The 22,249-nt window shown below is 66.7% G+C and carries 19 protein-coding genes; 4 read left to right on the plus strand and 15 right to left on the minus strand.

What is annotated here, in order from left to right; genetic code table 11:
* Window positions 1-4: 4 nt before the first annotated feature.
* Window positions 5-1,003, minus strand: coding sequence for a radical SAM protein (locus HLH25_RS15330; RefSeq protein WP_182974901.1), 999 nt, complete (start codon window positions 1,001-1,003; stop codon window positions 5-7).
* A 49-nt stretch (window positions 1,004-1,052) separates the two neighbouring features.
* A complete protein-coding gene (locus HLH25_RS15335; protein WP_182974902.1) occupies window positions 1,053-2,240 on the minus strand; it encodes a glycosyltransferase in 1,188 nt (395 codons plus the stop codon).
* Between the two features lie 135 nt (window positions 2,241-2,375).
* Between HLH25_RS15335 and HLH25_RS15340 the strand changes: the two genes are divergently transcribed.
* Both HLH25_RS15340 and HLH25_RS15345 read left to right on the plus strand, forming a co-directional pair.
* The gene (locus tag HLH25_RS15340; RefSeq protein ID WP_182974903.1) at window positions 2,376-3,356 is read left to right on the plus strand and encodes a glycosyltransferase; all 981 of its coding nucleotides are present in this window, start codon (window positions 2,376-2,378) and stop codon (window positions 3,354-3,356) included.
* A gap of 148 nt (window positions 3,357-3,504) precedes the next feature.
* Window positions 3,505-4,401, plus strand: a complete 897-nt coding sequence (locus HLH25_RS15345; protein WP_182974904.1) for a fructose bisphosphate aldolase — start codon at window positions 3,505-3,507, stop codon at window positions 4,399-4,401.
* 335 nt (window positions 4,402-4,736) lie between these two features.
* On the opposite strand, the gene HLH25_RS15350 is transcribed toward HLH25_RS15345, so the two are convergent.
* The 4 genes from HLH25_RS15350 to HLH25_RS15365 form a co-directional block, all read right to left on the minus strand.
* On the minus strand, window positions 4,737-5,528 hold the full coding sequence (locus HLH25_RS15350; RefSeq protein ID WP_182974905.1) for a spermidine synthase: 792 nt from the start codon (window positions 5,526-5,528) through the stop codon (window positions 4,737-4,739).
* Between the two features lies 1 nt (window position 5,529).
* Window positions 5,530-6,279 (minus strand): YoaK family protein, encoded by a 750-nt coding sequence (locus tag HLH25_RS15355; protein WP_182974906.1) that lies wholly within the window; start codon window positions 6,277-6,279, stop codon window positions 5,530-5,532.
* A gap of 1 nt (window position 6,280) precedes the next feature.
* Window positions 6,281-6,769 carry a manganese-binding transcriptional regulator MntR gene (gene mntR / locus HLH25_RS15360; RefSeq protein WP_182974907.1) on the minus strand — a complete coding sequence of 163 codons (489 nt, stop codon included), beginning with the start codon at window positions 6,767-6,769 and terminating at the stop codon, window positions 6,281-6,283.
* A gap of 105 nt (window positions 6,770-6,874) precedes the next feature.
* Window positions 6,875-8,287, minus strand: a complete 1,413-nt coding sequence (locus HLH25_RS15365; protein WP_182974908.1) for a sensor histidine kinase — start codon at window positions 8,285-8,287, stop codon at window positions 6,875-6,877.
* Window positions 8,288-8,493: 206 nt separating this feature from the next.
* Between HLH25_RS15365 and HLH25_RS15370 the strand changes: the two genes are divergently transcribed.
* Together HLH25_RS15370 and HLH25_RS15375 are read left to right on the plus strand one after the other, a co-directional pair.
* A complete protein-coding gene (locus HLH25_RS15370; RefSeq protein ID WP_182974909.1) occupies window positions 8,494-9,609 on the plus strand; it encodes a THUMP domain-containing class I SAM-dependent RNA methyltransferase in 1,116 nt (371 codons plus the stop codon).
* 99 nt (window positions 9,610-9,708) lie between these two features.
* Window positions 9,709-10,587 (plus strand): LysR family transcriptional regulator, encoded by an 879-nt coding sequence (locus tag HLH25_RS15375; protein WP_182974910.1) that lies wholly within the window; start codon window positions 9,709-9,711, stop codon window positions 10,585-10,587.
* Between the two features lie 64 nt (window positions 10,588-10,651).
* On the opposite strand, the gene HLH25_RS15380 is transcribed toward HLH25_RS15375, so the two are convergent.
* The 9 genes from HLH25_RS15380 to HLH25_RS15420 form a co-directional block, all read right to left on the minus strand.
* The gene (locus HLH25_RS15380; protein WP_182974911.1) at window positions 10,652-11,242 is read right to left on the minus strand and encodes a DNA-3-methyladenine glycosylase I; all 591 of its coding nucleotides are present in this window, start codon (window positions 11,240-11,242) and stop codon (window positions 10,652-10,654) included.
* 65 nt (window positions 11,243-11,307) lie between these two features.
* Window positions 11,308-11,694 (minus strand): acyl-CoA thioesterase, encoded by a 387-nt coding sequence (locus HLH25_RS15385; RefSeq protein WP_182974912.1) that lies wholly within the window; start codon window positions 11,692-11,694, stop codon window positions 11,308-11,310.
* Between the two features lie 25 nt (window positions 11,695-11,719).
* Window positions 11,720-13,234, minus strand: coding sequence for a succinate CoA transferase (locus tag HLH25_RS15390; protein WP_182974913.1), 1,515 nt, complete (start codon window positions 13,232-13,234; stop codon window positions 11,720-11,722).
* A 46-nt stretch (window positions 13,235-13,280) separates the two neighbouring features.
* Window positions 13,281-14,471 carry a thiolase family protein gene (locus HLH25_RS15395; RefSeq protein WP_182974914.1) on the minus strand — a complete coding sequence of 397 codons (1,191 nt, stop codon included), beginning with the start codon at window positions 14,469-14,471 and terminating at the stop codon, window positions 13,281-13,283.
* A gap of 33 nt (window positions 14,472-14,504) precedes the next feature.
* Complete coding sequence (locus HLH25_RS15400) at window positions 14,505-15,440, minus strand: electron transfer flavoprotein subunit alpha/FixB family protein (protein ID WP_182974915.1); 936 nt, start codon at window positions 15,438-15,440, stop codon at window positions 14,505-14,507.
* A gap of 38 nt (window positions 15,441-15,478) precedes the next feature.
* Complete coding sequence (locus HLH25_RS15405; RefSeq protein ID WP_182974916.1) at window positions 15,479-16,228, minus strand: electron transfer flavoprotein subunit beta/FixA family protein; 750 nt, start codon at window positions 16,226-16,228, stop codon at window positions 15,479-15,481.
* A 39-nt stretch (window positions 16,229-16,267) separates the two neighbouring features.
* Window positions 16,268-18,037, minus strand: coding sequence for an acyl-CoA dehydrogenase C-terminal domain-containing protein (locus HLH25_RS15410; protein ID WP_182974917.1), 1,770 nt, complete (start codon window positions 18,035-18,037; stop codon window positions 16,268-16,270).
* 62 nt (window positions 18,038-18,099) lie between these two features.
* Window positions 18,100-20,367, minus strand: coding sequence for a 3-hydroxyacyl-CoA dehydrogenase/enoyl-CoA hydratase family protein (locus tag HLH25_RS15415; RefSeq protein ID WP_220791843.1), 2,268 nt, complete (start codon window positions 20,365-20,367; stop codon window positions 18,100-18,102).
* Between the two features lie 9 nt (window positions 20,368-20,376).
* On the minus strand, window positions 20,377-21,993 hold the full coding sequence (locus HLH25_RS15420) for an electron transfer flavoprotein-ubiquinone oxidoreductase (protein WP_182974918.1): 1,617 nt from the start codon (window positions 21,991-21,993) through the stop codon (window positions 20,377-20,379).
* Between the last annotated feature and the right edge of the window lie 256 nt (window positions 21,994-22,249).

Genomic DNA, 22,249 nt, shown 5'->3' on the forward strand with positions numbered 1-22,249 from the left:
GCGCTCAGGCTTCGGCGGGCAGGGGCATCGGGTCGGTCGGATGCTGGGCACCGCGATAGCGGTCGAACATGCTCATCTGATGCACACAGCTCAGCGTGCAGGTCGGGCTGCACGATTTCTCGGTATGATATTCCCGCTTCAGGTCCGCGGGGCCATATTCCAGCAGCGGGATGGCCGGATAGCCGCGCTGCTGCGAACACCAATGCACCCGTCCATCCTCGGTCACATAGAGGTAGCGGGCGCCGGCACGGCATTTCCAGTCGTTCGGCTTGCCGTGCATCAGGTTCTTCTGGAACAGCCGGTAATTCAGCGTATGGACCAGCGAGGGCGAAATCTCGGTCACCCGGCGATAGGCCTGCATCTGCGCGTCGCTCAATGCCTTGAGCCCACCCTGATGGTCATGCAGCACCCCGACCGAGTGCTGCAATCCATAGCGCGCCGCCGTCTCGGCGATCGTCACCACGTCCTGCGTCCGCTCGCCGGTCACGCCCAGCACCGAATTCACATTGACCTTGAACTGCGCATGTTTCGACAGCAGCGCCAGCCGGCCTTCGACCGAGGACAGGCTTTTCATCGAAATGTCATCGGGGGTGATGTTGTCGATACTGACCTGCATCCCCTGAAGCCCCGCCGCATTCAGCCGGTCGATCCAGGCCCGCGAGAGGCGGAAGCCATTGGTGATGGTGGTCACGATCATGCCGTGATCGCGAGCCAGGCGCACGATCCGGTCCAGGTCGGGATGCAGCAGCGGCTCACCGCCGGTAAAGGTGATCGAGGCGGTCCCCAGCTTCGCCAGATGATCGACTCGTGCCTTGAGGTCCGCGAACGGCACCGGAGCGGAGAAATCGTCATATTCGTTGCAATAGCCGCAGGCCAGGTTGCACCGCCGCGTCACCACCACCTGCGCCAGCAGCGGCGTATAGCGCGTGGCGATCGCCTTGGCCGCGAACCGCACGCCCGCACCCAGGTTGCTGAGGCGGCGGCCCAGAGGAATATCGTTCATCGTTACCCTATCGTCCAGGAAACCGGCGCGAACCGGAAAAGGGGGCGCATCATAGGAACGGCCCGGCCCGCGCGATAGTCCGGGCGGAAGAGGAATCCGCGCCCCCATGGGCCTGGACCAGCTCGTCATACCAGCATTCCAGAATTTCCGTCTGCCGCCGCAGGTCGAATCGCTCGGCGACAAAGGCCCGTCCAGCCCGCCCCATCGCCCCGCGCATCGCCGGATCGGCCGCCAGCGCGGCCATGGCGGCGGCCAGCGCCTCGACATCGCGGGGCGGCACGATCAGGCCGCTCCGTCCCTCGGCCACCCCCTCGGGAATCCCCCCCACCCGCGTGGCAACGACCGGCACGCCGCAGACCGCCGCCTCCAGCATCACCATCCCCAGCCCCTCGACGCGCCCGCTGGCCGTCAGCACGCTGGGCAGCACCAGCATCATCGCCCGCCGCATCCATTCCATGACCACCGCATGCGGTTGCGCGCCCAGAAACAGCACCCGTTCCGCCACCCCCAGCGCACCGGCCAGCGCCTCCAGCCGCCCGCGCAACGGCCCCTCCCCGATAATGGCCAGGCGCAGGTCCCGATGCGCCGCGGCCAGCCGGGCAAAGGCCCGCAGCAGATATTCGGTGCCCTTCAATTCGACCAGCCGCGCGACATGCAGGATCACCGGCGTCTCTTCCGCCGGCTCGCGCGGCTGGTAGGCCGCACAATCCACACCGATGTAATGGACATGCGTCCGCTCCGCCGGAAAGCCGCGCGCCACCGCCTGGTCGCGCAGAAAGCCGGAATTGCACAGGAACAACTGCCCCTGCCGCGCCAGCGCGCGCCGATGCAGCGGATAATTCACCCAGGCGGGCGAGCGCAGGAAATACCGGTCGGACAGCGTCACGTCGAAACCATGGAACGTCGTCACCAGCGGCACACCCAGCCGCCGCGCCAGCAGCAGGGCATACACACCATCGATCCCGAAATGGGCATGGACCAGCGCGGGACGCCGCCCCGCCAGCAGACGCAGATACGGCGCGGGATCGCGCGTCAGCATCTGCGCCAGCATGCGTGGCCACGCGCCATGCCGCCAGAGGTCGCGCAGCAGCAGCGCACGCGCCCCATCCGGCCCCTGCCCAAAACGCATGCGTCCTACATAGAGCGGCGCATACCGAAGCAGGGCCTGCGCCTGCTGGACGATGAAAATCTCGGAAAGCCGGAACTGGTTCTGGCGAAAGATGACAATTTCACGCAATAGGACGTTCTCTCGATCGCCAATGGTCTACTTAAGACGGGCGGCACTCTACAGTCGGACAGCAACAAAGCAAAAGAGCGCGCATTTCACGATGAAGCCGACAGTTCAAACCCGCGCGACGGAAAGCCGACTGCCATGACCATTCCCGCCCGCGTCCATTTCTGCTGGGTCGGCCCCCGCCTGCCCTGGGCCTATGTCTTCGCCATCCTCTCGGCCGCCGCGACGGGCGACATGGACGCGGTCATCCTGCATCACACCGATGCGCTCGCGGACGGCCCGCAGAAGCGCACACTGGAAAGCACCCCCGGCGTCATCCTGTCCCGAATCGACCCGCAGCGCGACCTGGCGGCTGTAGAACAGGCCGCCGACCTGCCACCGGGCAGCCTTGTCGCGCTGTATGAAGGCGTCCGCACGCCGGTCCAACGCGCGGATATCCTGCGCACCGCGATCTTGTATCGCGACGGCGGCATCTATCTGGACATGGACACCCTCACCACGGCCTCGCTGCGCCCGCTGCTGGAATCCGGCCCGTTCGTCGGGGCCGAGCGCATCGTATGGCCGCCGCATGTCCGAAACACACGGTCGCCCCTGCTGAAGGCACGGCATATCGGCCTGTCGCTGATGCGCCGCGTGTTCCGCGCGCTGCCCGGCGGCTGGAAAGGGTTCCGCCGGGTCGAACATCTCTACCCGCTCGGGCTGAACAACGCGGTGCTGGGGTCTCCGCCCGGCACGCCGTGGCTGCGCGCCTGCCTCCGCGCCATGCTGGCCCTGTCACCCGAAGCACGGCTGCGGCCCTACGCGCTCGGTCCCCACCTGCTCCAGAGCGTCGTGGAGCAAGGGGGCGCGGAAGACCTGACGATCCATGACCCGTCCGTGTTCTACCCGGTACCGCCCGAGATTTCGGAACATCTCTTCCGGACCAGCCGACAGGCGCGGGCGGCGGATATCCTGCTGCCCGGCACGCGCGTGGTGCACTGGTATGCGTCGGTCCGCACACGCTCGCGGGTGGGACAGATCACGCCGGCCTATGTCAGGGCTCACCGCAACAGCGAATATTACAGTGCTCTGGTCTACGCCACGGTCCCCGACCTGCCCGCCGACAGCGCTCCGGACTAAGCGCCGCGCTCGACAGCCTCTTCACCATTGACGGCAAACCCGGCAATCTCCAGAAACGGGCAATCGCCTGGGGGGAGACGGTTTCACGACCACCGATCCCGGAGCGAGGCCCAGATACGCATCTGCACCAAGCGGGGGAAACATAATCATGTCGTTCGAGAGCATGAAGTCACAACTTTCTGCCAAGCCTGGTTTCATCGCCGCCCTTGACCAGAGCGGCGGCTCCACGCCCGGCGCGCTGGGCCATTACGGCATTCCCGAAAGCGCCTATAACGGCGACGACGAGATGTTCCGCCTGATGCACGAGATGCGCGTGCGCATCATCACGGCACCATCCTTCACCGGCGACAAGGTCATCGCCGCCATCCTGTTCGAGCGCACGATGGACGGGCTGGTCGGCGACAAGCAGGTTCCCGCCTATCTCTGGGAAGATCGCGGCGTCGTCCCGTTCCTGAAGGTCGACAAGGGGCTGGAAGAGGAAGTCGACGGCGTGCGGCTGATGAAGCCCATCCCCGGCCTGGACCCGCTGCTGGCCCGTGCCGTTAAGCTGGGCATCTACGGCACCAAGGAACGCTCGGTCATCAATTTGGCGAACCAGGCCGGCATCGCCGCCATCGTGACGCAGCAGTTCGATCTGGCCCGCCAGATCGCCGCCCACGGCCTGGTGCCGATCCTGGAACCGGAAGTCCTGATCAAGAGCCCGCAGAAAGCTGCCGCCGAGGCGATCCTGCGTGACGAACTGGCACGCGGCCTGGACGCGCTGCCCGGCGACTATCAGGTGATGCTGAAGCTGACGATCCCCGAGACTCCGGACCTGTATGTCGACCTGGTCCGCCACCCGCGCGTGCAGCGCGTCGTGGCGCTGTCCGGCGGCTACACGCTGGACGATGCGTGCACCCGCCTGTCAGCCAACCACGGCATGATCGCCAGCTTCTCCCGCGCCCTGGTCGGCGACCTGAAAGTGTCCATGACCGACGCCGAATTCGACGCCACCCTGGCAAAGGCGATCGACAAGATCTACCAGGCCTCCACCACCAAATCCTGAAACCTGCCTGGAAATGCGCGCTGGTGGCGATCCAGCGCGCATTTTCTGCGCTTCGCTGCTCACGGCCATCAAGGCCGCTCCGCTGCGATGCTCGAAAATACACGCCGGGCGCGGCCCAAGGGGCCGCTCTCGCTCACCAGCCCACATTTCCAGGCAGGTTTTCCAAGCAACCCGGAAACCCTCCCGCGCAATCCGGCGCGCATTCCCGGCGCTTCGCTGCTCACGGCCATCAAGGCCGCTCCGCTGCGATGCTCGAAAATACACGCCGGGCGCGGCCCAAAGAGCCGCGCTCGCTCACCAGCCCACATTTACGGCATGACCGAGAGGCCGCCCGGTCACACCGTCACATCAACCGGCCGAAAGCGCATCCGCTCCAGCGATCGGCGCGTCTCGGCGATCATAGTGCGCGGCGGCAGCAACAGGCCGGGCTCACCCAGACCGGCCACGGCACCCGCCAGCAGCAGGACATTCCCCTCCCGTCCCTCGGCCTCCTCGAACAGGCGCACGTCGCCCCAAGGAGTCACCGCCCGTCCGGCGGTGACGGCGGCCCGACCGACCAGATCCGGCCGACCGGGCCCCTCGAACAGGTTCATCGCCAGGAATCCATCGTCCGCCAGACGGTAGGCCGCATCGGACAGGAAGCCCGCCCCCACCAGATGGCTGGGCACGACATCCCCCCGAAAGGCATCGACGACGATTGCGCCAAAACGTCGGGTCGCGGGCAACCCGCGCAGACAGGCCGCCCCATCCGTCAGATGGCACGGAATCCACGACGGCAGGCCGAAATGCTGCCGGGCAATGGCAAAGGCCAGCGGATTCACATCGACCAGTTCGACTGCCCGCTCCGCCCGGTCCAGCATGGTGGCCAGCGACCCGCCACCGCAGCCGATCACCAGAACCGGCTCATCCGGCCGGGTGCCCGCCGGGGTCTGCATCAGGAAGCCGAACAGCGCATGGATATAGGGCGCGTAACTGATGCCGTCGGCATCGCTCTCGCTCTGGCACCAGCCCTCCTGCCAGTAGATGCGGCTTTCAGTCCGAATATCCTCGCTGATCCAGATATCGCCCTGGTCGCTGCGATAATGGGCCAGCACTTCATGGTCGGGGGGGATAAAGGCTGCGGTCATGTCAGGCCACCGGTCCCGGCGGCGTCGCCCCCGACAACCGATCCCGCAGATCGGCCATCGCCCCCGGCAGCGCGAGCCAGACCAGGATCGGCGCCAGCCCGAGCAGCGCACCCGCCCGCCACCAGCCATAGGCGAGCGCGCCGCCCACCCCACCACAGGCGAAGGACAGGACAATCCCGCCATGAAGCGCCAGCCGCTCGCGGACCTGCACCATACGGCCCGGATCGCCCGGCCGGCGCACGGCGTCCAGCCAGTCCGCGAGTTCGATCCCGAAATCGGTCAACATGCCGGTCATATGCGTCGTGCGCACCCGTGCGCCGGAAATGCGCGTGACCGTGGCGTTCTGCAATCCCATCAGGAAACTGAGCCCATAAGCCAGAACCAGCTCGCGCGGCCCGACCCGCAACGCGATATCCAGTGCCCCGAGCAGTGCCAGCAGCAGCGCCTCCAGCAGGATGCTGTAGGCATAGATGGCCGGGCGACCATGACGCCGACCGGCATTGACCAGAAAAGCCGACAGAACCGCTCCCGCCACGAAAGCGGCGATCAGCCCCAGGCAGGCCACCGCCGACGACAGATCGACCGCGCGCAGGTCCATGGACAGGCGGGAGAGGTTGCCCGTCATGTTGGCCGAATAATACCCGACCGCGAGAAAGCCCGCCGCATTGACCGCACCGGCGACCGCCGCCAGCGAACAGCCCAGCCGGCGGTCCATGACGAACGTTCTGGCTTCCCCCTCGCGCAGCAGCATCCTACCCGCCCTGTGTCACCCCAGCCGCCATGAAGGATTGCAACCCGGCATCCAGCGCGCGCTCGAAGGCGGCAAGCGTCTCCTCGCTGGCATAATGCTCGATTCCCTCGGCATCGATACGCACATTCTCGGTGCTGATCCCCAGCGCGGCCAGAAAGGATTCGACGATCCGATGCCTTCGGCGCACATCCATCGCCAGCGACGCACCGGCCTCGGTCAGGAACACCCCGCGATAGGGCTTCTGCGTCACGAGCCCCTCATTGGCCAGCCGGGCCAGCATCTTCGCCACCGTGGGCTGGGAAACGCCCAGCCGCGCGGCGATATCGACCTGCCGGGCCTCCATGCCCTCGGCGAGCAGATCAGCGATCAGTTCGACATAATCCTCGACCAGAACATTGCGGCGAGCCGCACGATTGGCCCGAAATCCCTCGGATTGCGCCTTCGCGTCCACGATACGCGGCGCTTTGGCGGCCCCCGCTTGTCTTTTCAATGCATCCCTCGCGGCCAGACAATATTCTCAGAAGCATAAAACATTCCTTCCCTTCAGTCCATCCAGGCGGAATGCGACGGCCACGACAAACCAGCCGAGATCCTTCTACAACAGAGGAGTCGCACCCGTTTCCACGGCTGCCGCCGGGCCGGCAGCGGCCGATGCCTTCTCATCCAGCACACGGGATTTCGGGGCCTCGAACGCCCATGACACGCCCTCCGGCTCATAGCGATACGTCACCGCCGCCCCGATGACGGCCCGCGGATTCCGCTCAATCACGGCCGTACCGAACCCCTGGCGGACGGGCGCCTTCACTCTGGGGCCGCCACTTTCCTGCCAGACCAGCCGAAAACGATCGCCATCGTTCCGCTCCAGCACCGCCCAGTCTATCGCCACCGTCCCGGTATCGTTCGACAGCGCGCCGTATTTAATGGCGTTGGTCGTCAGTTCAAAGATCGCCAGCCCCAGCCGTTCCGCCGTCTCGGGCAGCAGGCGCAATCCGCCCACACCATGCAGCAGCAGGCGTTTCTGGTTCACGTCGCCGATCACCGCCGTCTGCGAAGCCAGCAGCTTTTCGATCGTGATCCCCGACCATTGCCCATTGATCAGCAGCTCCTGGTTCCGCGCGATCGCAGCAATGCGCTGGCCGAGAATCGCCACGAACGGCGCCTGCGGGTCCGGCACGGTCCGCCGGATCAGCGCCTGGACCACGGCGAGCATGTTCTTCGACCGGTGCGCCAGTTCATGCAACAGCAGCGCGATCCGGCGTTCGCTGGCACGCTGCACGGTCACATCACGCGAGACGCACAGAATGGCCTCGACATCCTCGTCGGCGTTTTTCAGCGGCGTCAGCATATTGTCCCAATGGCGCGGGTCCTGACCCGGCAACTGGCTGATCCCGAGAAAACGCGCATTCTCCCCCTGCTTCGCCTTCAATAGCGCCTGGCGCCCCGCCTGATGCGCTTCCCTGGGCAGCAGATGCAGCCAGTCCATGCCGAAACCTGAGTCTTCGCCCACATTCAGCGCCACGCAGCCGGCCCGGTTCATGCGCGCCAGCGTCCCATCCGGCCGGACAAGCTTGATGCAGTCGACGCTGATATCGAGCATTTCCCGCTGTAACCGGCTGTCGCGCAGAAGCGCCAGTTCACGGCGCTTTCGGGCATGGATATCCGTCAGGCTCAAGAGCCAGCGGCGCCCCCCATCCAGCCCCTCGGGCAACGGGCACACCCTCAGCAGAAACCAGCGTGCCCCATCGACCGGATGCAGGATGCGCAGATCAGCCTCGAACGTGCCGCCGGCCAGCATAGCCTCCCGCATCGCCGGGTCGAACTGGCGCTGATCGGCGGGAAGAACCCATTCCATCCATCGGGACGAAGCAAAGTCCGCTGTCCCGTATTCTCTCCAGACCCTGTTGAAATATTCATGCCGACCGTCGTCTCCGCAGACGCAAACCATATCCGGAACAAGGTCGAGAGAACTATATCGGTCTTCAGAAAAAGCTTTTTTCTCTTTCGACATGCGTACTTCCGACTGTTTGGCCGGTGTCTGGGCCACCCGATATTACCCCAATAAATATAACAAATTATGGCAATATGCTCCCCTCGAAAGAAATTCATCCATCATATTGAATTATTTATAAATTCCTCCACCACGACATACCATGCGCCCCCATGCCGGAGGGCATGCCGGTTGCTGTGGCCGCGGCTTCCTGCCATGCAGGCCCGATGACGCAAGACCGGGATTTCGAGATCTTCCTCGCCACAGCACCGGGCCAGGAAGACGCACTGTGTGGCGAAATACGCCTGAAGGGCTTCAGGCAGCCCCATGCCGTTCCCGGCGGCGTCGTCATCAGGGGCGGCTGGCCGGAAGTCTGGCGGGCCAATCTCTGGGTCCGGGGGGCCAATCGTATCCTGGCGCGCATCGACGCCTTCAAGGTCGTCCATCTCGCCCAGCTCGACCACCGCGCGCGGCTGGTGCCGTGGGCCGGCCTCCTGCGCCCCGATATCCCCTTCCGGGTCGAAGCATCCTGCACCGGGTCGCGCATCTACCACGCCGGCGCCGCCGCCGAACGGATCGAGAATGCGATCCGCAGGACCATCGGCGCCCCCTGCTCACCCGATGCCGACCTCACGATCCGGGTCAGGATCGACCACGATCTCTGCACGATCAGCATCGACAGTTCCGGGGACCTGCTGCACCGGCGCGGCCACAAGCAGGCCGTCAACCGTGCCCCCATGCGCGAAACCATGGCCTCGCTCTTCCTCCTGCAATGCGGCTATGACGGCAACGAGCCGGTATTCGACCCGATGTGCGGCTCGGGCACCTTCGTCATCGAAGCAGCCGAGATCGCGGCCCGGCTCAATCCCGGCCGCTCGCGCCATTTCGCGTTCGAGCACCTGGCCAATTTCGACGAAGCCGCCTGGCGGAAAATGCGCGACGTCAAAAGCATGCGCACACCGACATCCCGCTCCTACGGCAGCGACCGCGACGCCGGGGCCATCACCATGAGCCGCGCGAACGCCGAACGCGCGGGCGTCACCCCCTGGACGACGTTCCAGCAGACCCCGATCAGCGACATCCGCCCCCCCTGCGACACGCCGGGACTGGTCATCGTCAATCCCCCCTACGGCACCCGCATCGGCGACAGAAAAGCCCTGCTCCCCCTCTACCGCGCGTTGGGGCGCACGCTGGCGACCCATTTCAGCGGCTGGCGCGTCGGCCTCGTCACAACCGAATCCGGCCTGGCCCATGCCACCGGCCTGCCCTTCCTGCCCAACACCGCGCCAATACCGCATGGCGGCCTGCGCGTAACGCTGTTCCAGACCGCTCCCCTCGCCTGATATTCTGGAGGGAAAGCGGCCGTCCGGCCCGCCCCACGAGGCTTCCGACGCAGCCTCCCAGCCTTTCGCGTGCGGATTCCCAGCCATGATGGCCCTGCCATGATCGACATTCGACAGATGCGCTATTTCGTCGTGCTGGCCGAAACGCTGCATTTCGGGCGCGCGGCCGAACGCCTGCATCTGAGCCAGCCGCCCCTCAGCCGCCAGATCGCGGCTTTGGAGAAGGAACTGGGCGTCCGCCTGCTCGAACGCAACTCACGCCACGCGACCCTCACCCGTGCCGGCCAGCGTTTCCTCGACGATTCCAAGGCGGTCCTGGCCGCGTTCGATCAGGCCTGCGCCAACGCCCAGCTCGCGGAACACGGCCAGCTTGGCGAGCTTTCCATCGGCTTCATGATGTATGCCACCTACACGGTGATCCCCAGCCTCGTGCGCCGTTACGTGGCGCATTATCCCATGGTCCATACCCGGCTGCGCGAGGTCATTCCGGGCTCGCTCGCCGCCGACATCTTGGCGGGCCGTTTCGACGCGGGGATCATGTTCGATCCCGGCTTCATTCGCGGGCTGCAAACAAGCGCGATCCTCAGCGAACCGCTCTGCCTGGCCGTGCCGGCGAACCACCCGCTCGCCCTCCGCGCGCGGATCGAAGCCAGGGACCTGGAAGACGAACCCCTGCTCGCGGCACCGGTCGAGGTCTCCACGATGCTGCGGGAGGCCATCATCCGATATTGCCGATCAGGCGGTTTCGAGCCGATCATCCGGCTGGAAACGCAATATCAGCATACGATCGTCAATCTGGTCGCCGAAGGGCTGGGCGTCGCCCTGGTCCCCGCCGGAATCCGGAAAGCGAGCAGCGGCGGCGTCGTTTTCCGTGATCTCGACAACGCACCGATCGTCAATCACGTCGTGGCCTGGCGACCCGGCAACCTGAACCCCGCGCTCACACCGTTCCTCGCGGAATGCGAACGCAGATTATAAAAAGATTATAAAAAGTCAGGACGGCCGGCACCGCACGCCACGGGTACGAACGACACCCCGCTCTTCACCCCGCGCCCTGCCGACGATGGCGAAAGCACGCGGGATCATGGTCGTCGATCATGCCGACAGCCTGCATCCAGGCATAAACGATCACCGGCCCGACGAACCGGAACCCCCGCGCCTTGAGCGCCTTCGCCATCGCCTGCGACAAGGGCGACTGCGCCAAGACCGCCCCGGTCATGTTCCGCACCGGCGCCTCCGGCACCATGCTCCAGGCAAAGTCGGCGAAATCCTCCCCGCGTTCCATCATCGCCAGATAGGCCCGCGCATTGCCGATCGTCGCCTCGATCTTGGCGCGCGCCCGGATAATTCCGGGGTCCGCCATCAGGCGCTCCACGTCCGCCGCCCCGAAACCCGCGACCCGCTCGGGATCGAACCCCGCGAACGCGCGCCGAAATCCCTCCCGCCGCCGCAGCACGATCAGCCAGGACAGACCGGCCTGGAACCCTTCCAGACACAGCATTTCCCACAGCATCCGGCTGTCATGCACCGGCACGCCCCATTCCTGGTCGTGATAGGCCCGCAGCAACGGGTCCGTCTGCGCCCATCGGCAGCGGGTCACGGCAGGCGTTCCGGCAACGGCGTCATCATCCATTCCGGTCCTATAGCACGGAGGCCGCCCCCACGAACCCCGCCCGACGCCAAAGTCCCCGGCGTCGCCTACACGGCCACCTGGCGCGGCCGTCCCTCCGCATCCAGCGCGACGAACACGAAACAGCCCTGTGTCACCTTCTGGATTTCCGTCGTATGCCGGACCCGCCGCCAGGCCTGAACGTCGATCGTCATCGAGGTCCGCCCCACCTTCAGCAGACGGGTATAAATACTGACCTCGTCCCCCACGGCGACGGGATGGTGAAACACCACCCCGTCGATCGCCACCGTGGCACACCGCCCCCGCGCGGTCAGCGCGGCGGTCGTGCTGGCGGCCAGATCCATCTGCGACATCAGCCAGCCACCGAAAATATCGCCCGAGGGATTGGTATCGCTTGGCATCGCCACGACCCGGATCGTCAGCTTCCCGTCATCAATCGTCAGTTCTTCAGTCATATCCACCTCTCTCGAAACCCTGCCGTCACGCGCGCATCGACCCGGTCTCGATAAAGCGCTGGTGCCAGGACAGGGATTCCCGCAACAGATGCGGCGTCTCGCCACCGAAGACACCACGCTCGGCGCGGTCCAGATAATCCTTCAGCATCGGTCGGTATTCGGGATGGGCGCACCGGTCGATAATCAGCCGCGCCCGCTCGCGCGCCGACAATCCCCGCAGGTCGGCCAGCCCCTGTTCCGTCACCAGCACCTGCACGTCCTGATTGACGTGATCGACATGCGCCATCATCGGCACGATGGCGGAAATGCTGCCGCCCTTCGCCGTCGACGGCGCCATGAAGATCGAGACATGGGCACTGCGCGCGAAATCCCCCGATCCGCCGATCCCGTTCTGCACGCGCGACCCCATGACGCGCGTGGAGTTCACGTTGCCGTAGATATCGGCCTCGATCATCGTGTTCATGGCAATACAGCCCAGCCGCCGGACGATCTCCGGATTGTTGCTGACTTCCTGTTGCCGCAGCACGATCTTTTTCCGAAACGCCGCCATCTCGCGGTTCAGCAGCGCGGAGGCCCCGGCACTGACCGAAAACGCCGCCCCCGAAGCCGCCCGCATCTTGCCCGAATGAAGCATGGCCAGCATGCCGTCCTGAATCACCTCGGTATAGGCCACCAGATCGTCAAACGGCCCCTCGGCCAACCCCGCCATCACCGCATTGGCGACATTCCCGACCCCGGACTGAATCGGCGGCAGCGACGCGGGCAGGCGCCCGCGCGAAACCTCATGGCGGAAGAATTCCATCAGATGGCCCGAAATCGCCCGCGCCGCGCCATCCGCCTCGCGAAAGGACGCGTTCAGATCAGGCTCGTTCGTCAGGACGATCGCAGCCACCTTGGCCGGATCGACATGCAGCACCGTCTCGCCGATCCGGTCCTCGGGGCGGCGCAGCGGCAGTTCGCGCCGATCGGCCGGCAGGGTATCGCCCGCCCAGATGTCGTGCAGTCCCTCGATGGCCGGATTATGCCATTCATTGACCTCGATGATGACCTTGTCGGCCATGTCGAGCCACGTCTTGTTATTGCCGATCGAGAGCGTCGGCACGATCGCGCCATCCTCCCGGATCGCCGCCGCCTCCACCACGGCCACGTCGATCCTGCCGAAGAAACCCGCCCGCACCCAGGGCGCCAGGCGGCTCAGATGGGTATCGACATAGGCCGTCTCCCCGGCATTGATCCGCCCGCGCATGTCGGGGTCGCCATTATAGGGAATGCGAAAACTCACGCCGTGCGCCCGCGCAAGCCCGCCATCGAGTTCCGGGCTGGTCGAGGCCCCGGTAAACAGACGCACCGCAAAGGGCATGCCACCCTGCCGCGCCTCTTCCACCCGGCGGACCAGGGCCCTGGGCACGGCCTTCGGCGTGCCGGACGGCGTAAAGCCCCCCGTGGCCAGCGTCATGCCATGCTGGATATGGCCCGCGGCGTCCTCGGCGCTGCAAATCCTGCGCCGCATGCCGGCATGTCGAACACGATCCTCGCCCATATCGGTCACTCTTTCCGTTTTTCTTGTTTCTTGTCCGGGTGGCGGATCAGGCTGCGATCTCGATGGCGATCGCGGTGGCCTCCCCTCCCCCGATGCACAACGCCGCAACCCCGCGCCGCGCACCACGCGCGCGCAGGGCATGGAGCAGGGTGACGATGATGCGCGCGCCCGTCGCACCGATCGGGTGCCCCAGCGCACAGGCCCCGCCATGCACGTTCAGCCGGTCCGCCGGAATGCCCAGGTCCCGCTGCGCCGACATGGCCACCACGGCGAATGCCTCGTTGATCTCGAAGAGATCGACATCGCCGACCGACCACCCGGCCCGATCCAGAACCTTGCGAATGGCCGGAATGGGCGCGGTGGTGAACCAGGCCGGCTCCTGCGAATGGGTCGCGCAGGCGCGGATCTCGGCCAGAACCGGCAGCCCCGCCCCCAGCGCGAACGACCGGCGCGCCAGCACCATCGCCGCCGCCCCATCGGCGATCGCCGACGAACTGGCGGCGGTGATCGTGCCATCCCGGCGAAAGGCGGGCTTGAGGGTGGGAATCTTCTCCGGCGAAATCTTCGGCGGGTTCTCGTCCACCGCGACGCGCACGTCCCCCTTGCGGGTGGCCAGCGTCACGGGCTCGATCTCCTGCGTAAACGCACCGTCCGCAATCGCCGCCTGCGCGCGCGTCAGCGTCCGTGCGGCATAGAGGTCCTGGTCCGCGCGGCTGAACCCGTACGCCTCCGCCGTGGCCTCGCCGAAATCGCCCATAGACCGGCCGTCTTCATAGGCATCTTCCAGCCCGTCGCGCAGCATGTGGTCCACGACCGTCTCGTGTCCCATGCGGTAGCCCGTGCGCGCGCGCGGCAGCAGATAGGGCGCGTTCGACATGGATTCCATCCCGCCCGCCACGGCAACCGTCGTCGATCCCGCCAGCAGCGCATCCCGCGCCATGAACACCGCCATCATGCCCGAGCCACAGACCTTGTTGACCGTCGCAGCCGCCGTCCCCTGCGGCAGGCCCGCGCCCAACGCCGCCTGGCGGGCCGGATTCTGCCCGATCCCCGCTCCCAGAACGCAGCCCATGGTCACCATATCCACCCTGTCGGGCGCCAGTCCGGCCCGGCCCAGCGCACCGCGAATGGCGGTCGCCCCCAGCATCGGCGCCGTGGCGGCGGACAGATCGCCCAGAAACCGCCCCAGCGGGGTCCGTGCGGCCGCAACGATCACGGCAGGATCTTCATGTATCATGATGTCTCTTCCTCGTCGCGCTGACCCGACCGGTCAGCCAAGCGCCTTTTCCAGTTCGGGAACGATCTCGAACAGATCGCCGACGATGCCGTAATCGGCCACCTGGAAGATCGGCGCATCCTCATCCTTGTTGATCGCCACGATCACTTTCGAGTCCTTCATGCCGGCCAGATGCTGGATCGCCCCGGAAATGCCCAGCGCGATATACAGGTCGGGCGCCACGACCTTGCCGGTCTGGCCCACCTGTAGGTCATTGGCGGCGTATCCGGCATCGACCGCCGCGCGCGACGCGCCGATGGCGGCATGCAGCCGTTGCGCGAGCGGACCGAGAACCTCCTGGAACTTTTCGGCCGATCCCAGCGCCCGCCCGCCGGAGACGACGATCCGGGCCGACGCCAGATCCGGCCGGTCGCTGCTGCTCAGCGTCTCGCCCGCGAAGCGCGCCCGCCAGTCGCCCTCGGGCACCCCCACCGCCTCGACCGGCGCGGCAGCGTCGCCCACCCCGGCGGCGGAAAAGGCCGATGTCCGGATCGTCAGAAGTGTCTTTTCATCCGTGCTCTGCACCACGGCGACCGCATTGCCGGCATAGATCGGTCGCTCGAACGTATCCGGCGAAACCACCCGCACCACATCGGAAACCTGCATCACGTCGAGCAGCGCCGCGACACGCGGTAGCACATCCTTGCCGCCGGAGGTCGCCGGCGCGGCGATCACCCGATACCCCCCGGCCAGCGACAGAACGAGCGCGGCCACCGGCTCGGCCAGCCCGTGCGCGAACGCCTCGTCATCCGCCAGGAGCACCCGCCCCACGCCTTGCAGTTTCGCAGCCTGCGCGGCCACCGGGCCGGCCTGATGTCCCGCGACCAGAACATGCACCGCATCGTCGATCGCCCCCAGCGCGCTCAGGGCGCGGGCCGTCGCGTCGGAGAGCACGCGATTGTCGTGATCCGCGATAAGAAGTGTCGTCATACCGATCTCCGCCCTCACGCGGTTGCAAAGGAAACGTGTCAGACAAGCCCCGCCGCGCGCAGGTCTCCGACCAGTTCGGACGCGGTCGCCACCCGGATGCCCGGCTTGCGCCCGGCGGGCGGCCGCACCGCGAGAATCTTCAGCCGCCGGTCGATCTCCACGCCATAATCGGCAGGCGTGCCGATCTTCAGCGGCTTCTTGCGGGCCTTCATGATGTTGGGCAGCGCGCAATGCCGGGGCTCGTTGAGGCGCAGATCCGAGGTCACCACCGCCGGCAGCGGCAGCGACAGCGTCTGCAACCCGGCATCGATCTCCCGTGTCACCAGCAGCCGCCCGTCCACGAACCGCACGGCGGAGGCGAACGTCGCCTGGGGCCAGCCCAGCAGCGCCGCCAGCATCTGGCCGGTCTGGTTGCAATCATCGTCGATCGCCTGCTTGCCCAGGATAACGAGGTCCGGCTGTTCCTCCCCCACCACCGCACGCAGCAGCTTGGCCACCGCCAGCGGCTCGACCGTCTCGTCGGTCTGGATCAGCGTGGCCCGGTCGGCCCCCATCGCCAGAGCCTGACGCAGCGTATCCTGCGCCTTGACCGGCCCGATGGAGACCACGACGACCTCCTCGGCCAGCCCGGCCTCCTTCAGGCGCAGCGCTTCCTCCACCGCGATCTCGCAGAACGGATTGATCGCCATGCGCATGCCGGAGAGGTCGATACCGCTTTCATCCGTCCGGACGCGCGGCCGCGCGTTGGAATCGAGAACCATCTTGACCGGAACAAGGATCGTTTTCATGGATGCTTTTCCTCCGTGGATCATATCCGGGGCCACGCGTCAGAAATCCCCGGCGGCCAGCGCCATGAGGGGCGCATTCCCCGCGCCGATCTGCCGCGCCAGCGCCCCCGCCTGCGGCAGGACGCGGCCGGCAAAGAACCGGCCGACCGCGATCTTGCGCCGCGCATGGGCATCCGCGTTCTCCCCCATCGTCACCACGGTCAGGGTCATCCGCAGCCACAGCCAGCCGAAGGCCACCAGCGCGAACAGGCGCAGATAGTCGGTCGCCGCCGCATTGCGCTCGTCCAGTCCGGCAAGATCGCCGTCGATCAGCCGCGCCGTCACCGGCTCCAGATGCGCCAGCGCCTCCGCCACGGCCACGCGGAGCGCGGCAGCCTCGGCAACGCCCTCCGCCTGCTCCACCGTCTCCCTGATCAGCCCGAGGAACATCCGGACAGGGCGCCCCCCGTCCAGCGGCAGTTTCCGCACCACCAGATCCTGTGCCTGGATGCCGTTCGTCCCCTCGTAGATCATGGCGATCCGGGCATCGCGGACGAACTGCTCCTGCCCCCATTCCCGGATATAGCCATGTCCGCCCAGCACCTGCTGGCCCAGCACGGCGGCCTCGAACCCGAAATCGGTCAGCGCCGCCTTGATCACCGGCGTCAGCAGCGCCACCAGCCCGCCCGACACGCGCCGGACCTCCGGATCGGGATGGAATTTCTCCTTGTCCATCTCCAGCGCCGTAAACAGGCTCAGGACCCGCCCGGCCTCGATGAAGGACAGCATCGACAGCAGCATCCGCCGCACATCCGGATGGGCAATGATCGGCGCGGTGCCGGCCCCATCCGTCGCCCGCCCCTGCAACCGCTCGCGCGCATAGGTCGCGGCGGTCTGGTAGGAGGCATCGGCCACCCCCAGCCCCTGCACGCCGACGAACAGCCGCTCGGCATTCATCATGGTAAACATCGCGACGAGGCCACGATGTTCCTCCCCCACCAGCCAGCCCTGGCACCCGTCATAATTCATGACGCAGGTCGGCTGGGCATGAATGCCCATCTTGTGTTCCAGCGCCCCGACCGAGATGGCATTGCGCGCACCCGGCGCCCCATCCGGATCGGGCAGAAATTTCGGGCAGAGAAACAGGCTGATGCCCCGCGTGCCCGCCGGCGCCCCCGGCAACCGCGCCAGCACGAGATGAACGACGTTCTCCGCCATGTCATGATCGCCGGAGGAAATGAAGATCTTCGATCCGGTCACGGTGTACGAACCATCGCCGCGCGGCGCCGCCGTCGCCTTCAGCAAGCCCAGGTCGGACCCGGCCCCCCCTTCGGTCAGCGCCATCGCACCGGTCCAGGTCCCGGCAATCATCTTGGGCAGATAAAGCGCTTTCAGCGTTTCGTCGCCATGCGCCTCGATCGCTTCATACGCCCCGCGCGTCAGGCCGGGAAACAGCCCGAACGACAGATTGGCGGCCGACAGCATCTCGTCCACGAGAATCTGTACCGTGCGCGGCAACCCCTGCCCGCCATGATCGGGCGACGCCGACAGCCCACCCCATCCGGCGTCGGAGAACGCCGCATAGGCTTCCGCGAAACCTTTCGGCGTCCGCACCACGCCGTCTTCCAGGCGGCAGCCCTCGGCATCGCCGCTCATGTTCAGCGGCTGGAGAATCTCGGCGCAGAAACGCCCGGCCTCTTCCAGCACGGTCCCGACCACATCGGTATCGATCTCCGCATAAGCGGGGATTTCGGCAAAGACCTGTTCGGCGCCAAGGACATCCTTCAGCACGAACATCATATCCTCGACCGGAGCCTTGTAGGCTGGCATGTCCTGTTCTTCCTTCTTGTACGATGTGCAATGTGCGGCGTGGCTGTGCGGCGTGCCGCCCGTCAGTTGCGCAGGGGTTTTCCGGTAGCGATCATCTGGCGCATGCGCGCCCTGGTCGGGTCGGTAAAGGCGAGGTCCAGAAAGCATTCCGTCACACGCGTATTCAGGTCCGCGACACGGACAGGCCGCCCGTCACCGGACAGAATGTCGGCCAGCGCCCCTGCAATCACGCGGTCATGCGGCGCGAGAGAAGGCGCCAGGTCCGCCACCACGCCCTCCAGCACCGCGCGCGGCGGCAGATGCAGATCCGGCGCGACGGGCGGCCGGAAACCGGGCCGCAACGCCTGCGCGACGGTACGGGCCTCGGCGATCAGCCTGTCGGCATTCATCACGATGCGATCATCCGGCCGCAGCAGGCGGGCCTCCCGCGCACAGAAGGCGCCCGGCCACGTCACGCCCCGCACCACGGCCCGCAGCGTCGCGGCGGCCGCAGCGCCCGCATCCAGCCCGGCGGCCTGATGCCGCGCCAGCCACGCCGCCACCCCACCCCAGCCCGGCACCAGCCCGACCTGCGCCTCGACCAGCCCGATCCGCGCCTCGGCATGGGCCACCACCCGATGGGCATGGAGCAGACATTCACACCCTCCGCCGACAGCCAGCGCCCCAACCGCCCCGACCACCGGAAACGACGCTCCGGCCAGCGCATCGAACGCCTGCTGCCCGGCGCACAGAAACGCTTCAAGCCCCGCCCGGTCATTGCCTTCCGACAGCGCCAGCATGGCTTTCAGGTCCGCGCCGGCACTGAAGACCGGCCCGTCATTCCCCACGACCAGCGCATCGAAATGATCCGGCACGACGGCCGCAACCCGTTGCACGGCCTCGATCAGCGGCGCGGTAAAGACGTTCAGCCGGGTCTGGAAGGCAAACAGCCCCACACCCTCGCCCAGATCCCACAGCGACGCGGCCTCGCTCGACCAGACCGGTTGCCGTGCCAGACGCAGCGCCGGCAGCGCGATGACGCCTTCGGCCGGCTCCAGACGCGCATGCACCGCCCCCTGCGCCCGCGGTACCAGAACCTCGCGCGCACCCTCCGCGACACGATAGAACCCACCGGCGGAGGCCGCCTGCAAAAGAGCGGGCACCGGCTGCCCGTCCTCGGCCAGCCGGCCGGCCAGCCATTCCGCCCCGATCCGGTCGATCAACTCGAACGGCCCATAGGTCCAGCCATAGCCAAGCCGCATGGCCTCATCCACCTGGTCGGGCCGATCCGCGATCTCCGGCACCAGAGACGCCGCATAGGCCAGGGTGCGCGACATCACCGCCCAGGCATAGCGCCCCGCGAGATCGTCCCCCGCCATGAGCCGGCGCGGCTCCTCCTCCAGCACAGGCGCCGGGCGCGGGTCGCGATACGCCCCGCCGGAAAGGTCCAGCACCTCCCGCGCCCCGCGTCCCGCGACCATCCGGTAGAAGCCGCCGCCGCCCTTGCGCCCCGTCAGCCCCTGCGCCAGCATCGCGGTGACGCGCGCGGGCTCGGCGTCATAGGCATGAATGGCGTCCCCAGCCGGCAGATTGGCCTGAAGCGAGCGGATCAGCCCCGGCATCAGGTCAATGCCGATCAGGTCGTACAACCCGAACACGCCCGTACGCGGCAGGCCGAACGGCTTGCCCATCACCGCGTCGGCGGTCTCCACGTCGATCCCCAGCCGCAAGGCTTCGCCCAACCCCGCCGCCAGCCAGAAACAGCCGATGCGATTGGCGATAAACCCCGGCGTGTCGTTGCAGGCCACAATGCTCTTGCCGAGGCCGACATCGATAAAGCGGCTCAGCCGCGCCACGCTGTCCGGATCGGTCCGCGGCCCGGTCACCAGTTCCAGCAGGCGCATCTGGCGCGGTGGATTGAAGAAATGCGCAATCAGCACATCACGAGCCAGCGCCGGGTCCATGCCCTCCACCAGATCGCGCAGCGGAATCGTCGATGTGTTGGACGACAGCACGCATCCCGGCTTCCTGACCCGCGCGATCTCCGCGAACAGGCCGCGCTTGACGTCCAGCCGCTCGGCCACCGCCTCCACGATCCAGTCCGCATCCGCCAGCAATGCCATGTCGCTGCGCGTGCTGCCGGTCCGCACCCGGTCCGCGAAACCGGGCAGCATGAAGCCCCCGGCCTTGACCTGCCGCTCCACCGCACGGGCGGCGACCTCGGCATCCAGGTCCAGCAGCACGACCCGCGCCCCGGCATTGGCCATATGCGCCGCGATCCCGGCCCCCATGGTCCCGGCGCCGATCACCGCGCAGGTCCGAAACGGCATTTCGTTTTCGATATCGTTCATGTCTTGGCCTCACATATTCGCGTAATTGGGGCCACCACCGCCCTCGGGCGGGGTCCAGGTAATGTTCTGGGCCGGGTCCTTGATGTCGCAGGTCTTGCAATGCACGCAGTTCTGCGCGTTGATCACGAAGGAGGCCGCTCCATCCGCCGCCACCGCAACCTCATAGACCCCCGCCGGACAATAGAGCCGCGCAGGCTCGCCAAACCGGGGCAGGTTCTCGCGGATCGGCAGCAGCGGATCGGCCAGCCGCAGATGGCAGGGCTGATTTTCCTCGTGATTCACCCCCGACAGATACACCGAGGACAACCGGTCGAAGGTCAGCACCCCGTCCGGATTCGGATAGACGATCGGCGTCACCTCGGCGCGTGGCCGCAGGCTGGCATGATCGGCCTTGCGATGGCGCAGCGTCCCCAGAACCGAGCCCCCCGCCAGCGCATGCGCCCACATGTCCAGCCCGCCGAGCGCCAGCCCCGCCAGCCCGAAGCGCGACCACAGCGGCTTGACGTTGCGGACAGGGTACAGATCCCGCCCGATCGCGGACATCCGCCATCCCGCCTCATAAGATCGCGGCTCGGGCAGATCCGGCTCCGCGACAATCGCATCCGCCGCCTGCATGCCGGAGAGGATGGCGTTATGCGATCCCTTGATCCGCGCGACATTCATGAATCCCGCCGCACAGCCGATCAGCGCCCCGCCCGGAAAGGCCACACGCGGCACCGCCTGCCATCCGCCCTCGGTCAGGGCCCGCGCGCCATAGGCCACCCGACGCCCCCCGGCCAGCAGATCGCGCATGGACGGATGCGTCTTGAAACGCTGAAACTCGTCGAACGGCGACAGGGTCGGGTTGGCATAATCCAGATGAACGACGAACCCCACCGTCACCAGTTGATCGGCACCGTGATAGACGAACGACCCACCCCCCGTATGCCGGTCCAGCGGCCATCCCACCGTATGCCGGATCAGGCCGGGATGACATTTCCCCGGCGCGACCTCCCACACTTCCTTGATCCCGAGCCCGTATTTCTGAAATCCTGAATCACGGTCCAGCCCATGGCGCGCAATGACCTGCTTGCTCAGCGAACCACGCGCCCCTTCCGCCAACAGGGTGTAGCGCGCGCGCAGTTCCATGCCCGGCGTAAACGCCGCGGTCGGCTGGCCATCCTTGCCGACCCCCATGTCGCCGGTCGCAATGCCCGCGACCCGACCGGTCTCGTCATACAGGATCTCGGTCGCCGCGAACCCGGTATAGATCTCGACCCCAAGCCCTTCCGCCCGGCCCGCCAGATACCGCGTCACCTCGCCCAGCGAGCCGACGAAACATCCCTTGTTGCTCAGGCGTGCCGGAAACAGCATTTCCGGCACGGAAAACGCCCGCTCCCGCGTCAGGAACGCAAATCGGTCCTCCACCACCTCCTGGCGAAGCGGGCGATCGTCCTCTTCCCGCCACCCCGGCAGCAGCGCATCCAGACCCATCGGGTCCATGACCACGCCGGAGAGGATATGGGCACCGGTTTCCGCCCCTTTCTCGACCACGATGACCTGAAGCTCGGGTGAGCGCTGCTTGAGCCGGATCGCCGCCGCCAGACCCGCAGGCCCCGCCCCGACGATCACGACATCACACGTCATCCCCTCTCGATCCTCACGATGCCCAGGCACCTGCATCCCCCTCACGCCGCCAAACCTACCAAACACTTGTTGGGTGAAATCTAGGGGCCGGCTCAACGCCTTGTCGAGGCCAAAAACAGGCACGAGCGATCACAGATGCATGATATCAATCGGCATTGAATTCTGCCCCTCTGGAGAAGTCCGCGCGGGATCGTTCGTTCTGATAGGGATCAGAAGCGGCTCCAGACGGCAGCCGAGCGGCCGCACACATCATCAA

Source organism: Gluconacetobacter dulcium (genome assembly GCF_014174165.1).
In the GTDB taxonomy this organism is placed as follows: domain Bacteria; phylum Pseudomonadota; class Alphaproteobacteria; order Acetobacterales; family Acetobacteraceae; genus Gluconacetobacter; species Gluconacetobacter dulcium.

Excerpts from the sequence above, each read along its gene's own strand:
- HLH25_RS15330 (WP_182974901.1), bottom strand. The coding sequence starts at position 1,003 with ATGAACGATATTCCTCTGGGCCGCCGCCTCAGCAACCTGGGTGCGGGC.
- HLH25_RS15340 (WP_182974903.1), top strand. The coding sequence starts at position 2,376 with ATGACCATTCCCGCCCGCGTCCATTTCTGCTGGGTCGGCCCCCGCCTG.
- HLH25_RS15345 (WP_182974904.1), top strand. The coding sequence starts at position 3,505 with ATGTCGTTCGAGAGCATGAAGTCACAACTTTCTGCCAAGCCTGGTTTC.
- HLH25_RS15350 (WP_182974905.1), bottom strand. The coding sequence starts at position 5,528 with ATGACCGCAGCCTTTATCCCCCCCGACCATGAAGTGCTGGCCCATTAT.
- HLH25_RS15355 (WP_182974906.1), bottom strand. The coding sequence starts at position 6,279 with ATGCTGCTGCGCGAGGGGGAAGCCAGAACGTTCGTCATGGACCGCCGG.
- HLH25_RS15365 (WP_182974908.1), bottom strand. The coding sequence starts at position 8,287 with ATGTCGAAAGAGAAAAAAGCTTTTTCTGAAGACCGATATAGTTCTCTC.
- HLH25_RS15370 (WP_182974909.1), top strand. The coding sequence starts at position 8,494 with ATGACGCAAGACCGGGATTTCGAGATCTTCCTCGCCACAGCACCGGGC.
- HLH25_RS15375 (WP_182974910.1), top strand. The coding sequence starts at position 9,709 with ATGATCGACATTCGACAGATGCGCTATTTCGTCGTGCTGGCCGAAACG.
- HLH25_RS15380 (WP_182974911.1), bottom strand. The coding sequence starts at position 11,242 with ATGGATGATGACGCCGTTGCCGGAACGCCTGCCGTGACCCGCTGCCGA.
- HLH25_RS15385 (WP_182974912.1), bottom strand. The coding sequence starts at position 11,694 with ATGACTGAAGAACTGACGATTGATGACGGGAAGCTGACGATCCGGGTC.
- HLH25_RS15390 (WP_182974913.1), bottom strand. The coding sequence starts at position 13,234 with ATGGGCGAGGATCGTGTTCGACATGCCGGCATGCGGCGCAGGATTTGC.
- HLH25_RS15395 (WP_182974914.1), bottom strand. The coding sequence starts at position 14,471 with ATGATACATGAAGATCCTGCCGTGATCGTTGCGGCCGCACGGACCCCG.
- HLH25_RS15400 (WP_182974915.1), bottom strand. The coding sequence starts at position 15,440 with ATGACGACACTTCTTATCGCGGATCACGACAATCGCGTGCTCTCCGAC.
- HLH25_RS15405 (WP_182974916.1), bottom strand. The coding sequence starts at position 16,228 with ATGAAAACGATCCTTGTTCCGGTCAAGATGGTTCTCGATTCCAACGCG.
- HLH25_RS15410 (WP_182974917.1), bottom strand. The coding sequence starts at position 18,037 with ATGCCAGCCTACAAGGCTCCGGTCGAGGATATGATGTTCGTGCTGAAG.
- HLH25_RS15415 (WP_220791843.1), bottom strand. The coding sequence starts at position 20,367 with ATGAACGATATCGAAAACGAAATGCCGTTTCGGACCTGCGCGGTGATC.
- HLH25_RS15420 (WP_182974918.1), bottom strand. The coding sequence starts at position 21,993 with ATGACGTGTGATGTCGTGATCGTCGGGGCGGGGCCTGCGGGTCTGGCG.